Annotated in this window: 2 protein-coding genes; both read left to right on the top strand. The window is 55.9% G+C overall.

All coding sequences use genetic code 11. The annotated features are described in order from the left end of the window. A partial coding sequence (locus Q3981_RS10335; protein WP_303126006.1) for a DUF4272 domain-containing protein occupies window positions 1–812 on the top strand: 812 nt, incomplete at its 5' end. 376 nt (window positions 813–1,188) lie between these two features. Continuing rightward, entirely contained in the window at window positions 1,189–2,004 is an 816-nt protein-coding gene (locus Q3981_RS10330) for a hypothetical protein (RefSeq protein WP_303126003.1), read from the top strand. Window positions 2,005–2,544 lie beyond the last annotated feature (540 nt).

Genomic DNA, 2,544 nt, shown 5'->3' with positions numbered 1-2,544 from the left:
GGTCGACGCAATGGCATTACAGTTTCGAAGCCAATGCATCTGATCCTTCTACATATCGTCAGCTTTTGCAGTGGTCGGCTCAAAACAATGCTGTGCTTCTTATGGAAGACGGGATGTTTATTGACCCCACCGGGCAGCCTCTGCTTCCTACGCCCAGTGTCACGGCTCTTGGCCATCCGCCCATCATTGATTCTGCTCAGGAGCGGTTCACAACAATCCAAAACCAGATTCGCAACAATATCGGCGTCGATATTCCCGATACTTTCACGCCTGTGCGCGCTCCGGAGGAACTCGCGATTAAGCCAGCGGAAGATATTCAACTGCGCGCTATTGCCCTGTGCATGGTCGCGGATTACGCGGATTCGGTTCTCCGTGGCGATCCGATTGACCCCGCGCTTATGGAGGAAACTTCCCCCGAAGGATTTGCAGCACGGACCAAGGAAGAGAAGAAGCTCTTCGAGACCGCGGATCCGGGACTAGCAGAAAAGCTGTCCTGGCGAAGTGAAGCCGTCGGGGCACTGACCTGGGCGCTCGGTCGATATGAACTGCCCTCGGCGTTCACCGGGGAACCAACCGACGGTGCAGCAGCGTTCCCCACCGCCTTGGACATGGATGAGACCCCCACCGTGCGCGATATCGACGAGCTTCTCGACGCACAGCAGACGTACCGGAGCCTCATGGCGGCTGCGCGACGCGGAATGGTCAGAGGCACCAACTTTGACCCGAACAGCGGCATTGAGCGTCTATGGGCTCTTAACTGGCTACTCGACGGACACACCTTGGAGTGGGACACCACCGACGTATCGGTGTAGCGACTGCGGTCGTGAGATTCACGACCTGATGCAACCCGTTCTGAAAACTAAAATACCCCTCACCTGCGCAAACAGGGAGGGGTTTCGTGCGCTTGGAGGGACTTAGCACACACCAACCCCACGCAAGACAACGGTAAGGACCCCCGTCGCGCAGCTATCAGTTCACACGCCGAACCGATGTCCGGAGACATGGTTATGGGCGAGACGCCGCCGTTTTCGCAGCTAATGTTTTGATCGACCCCAGCGAATACAAAAGCGCAGAACCTCTTTACATCCTCCACCCAGGAACCATCCCTCAAGAAACTAGGTGCCACCATTCGCCTAGTCCCCGTATGACGCAACACGCATCACACGGCTATACCTCTAAGGAACCTCGATGAGCGCCCACGCCACAGAAAACAGCCAGCCTAAGGCCACATCACGGCAGGCCGGGGACTTTTACAAACCCCACTCGAAAGCCGTCACCATCACCCAGTGGGTCTTTATGATCTCCTGCATCATCCTGCTTCTAGCGGGATTCACTGAAAACATGGGAGCCTCCGCGAATATCGGTTGGGTCCTCGCCATGGGCACCCCTGCTCTTCTCATCGGCTGGTCGCTCTACTGCCGCAAACGTGACGCCACCTCAATGGCGCAGTGGCAGGCTGGAGAAGCAGAACGACAGAAATTACTAGGGCTACTGGGCGAGGACGATCAGCTTGTCGCTTCAGGCCTCGTCAAAGCAGACAAACCAGCAAAGCGTAACCGGCATTGGATACTCACCGGCGGGGCGACCGCAGCCGCTATCGTGATTGGAGCAAGTATGCTCCCCCAGGACACACCTACCACCGCTACCCCCGCCTCGGTTGTTCCCCCATCGACGTCTCAGGCGACCCCGAAGCCGTTATTCGACACGAAGAATTTGACACCCGCCACTAAGACGAAAACCATAACGGCAGTACAGACAGTGACCCGGACGACGGAAACGACCACGCCTGAGCCCGCCCCCATCGAACAAGCACCTATTGCCGACGCTGCTACGGCTGGAGCAAACAATAACTCAAGCGGTGGCCACGAAAGTGGTGGCAGCGTCGGAGGCGTCAATCCAGGCTCGTTTTGCCCCACTGCGGGAGCGGTTACGGTCTCATCTCACGGTAAACCGGTGACGTGCAGGACCGCTAAAGACGGCCGTCTCCGCTGGAAATCAGCCTAAACAGACAGCACAAAACTCCACCCGCTAGCCACGAACCAGATAGGTGGGGAACACACAAAAGGCGTCGCAAGTTTAACTGGAACAAACATGATGTCGGAGATAACAACGCATCATATCCAGCATCGCAGAATACAACGTCGCTAACGGCACTCGGTACGCGTTTAATACCGCTCACCCAGTTGGCGACCACACCAACACGGAACCGCTATCCCACGCAGGTTAGGCAGGCCACCAACATCTCAAACCCTCAGCATTATCCTTGAACACAACCCCATGTCGTCCACCGTGGAGCCAGGTATCGAACAGCCCTACAAAAGTAGTGCGGTCAAGGTATCCCTAATTTCTTCGAAAAAGATTTAGATGCACTCGGTAGAACTCTGGGTGATCTCTTCGGATGTAGTCAAAATGTAGTCACAACGACGCTACTGGAAACGATTATTTATTAAAAATTCCCTCTCGCCTGGGGTAACAGGCAAGAGGGTTTCGTGCGCTTGGGGGGACTTGAACCCCCACGTCAAAAGACACTGGAACCTAAATCCA

It is taken from the genome of Corynebacterium sp. (genome assembly GCF_030530965.1).
Lineage (GTDB): Bacteria > Actinomycetota > Actinomycetes > Mycobacteriales > Mycobacteriaceae > Corynebacterium.
This window is presented reverse-complemented; position numbering and strand designations above follow the sequence as displayed.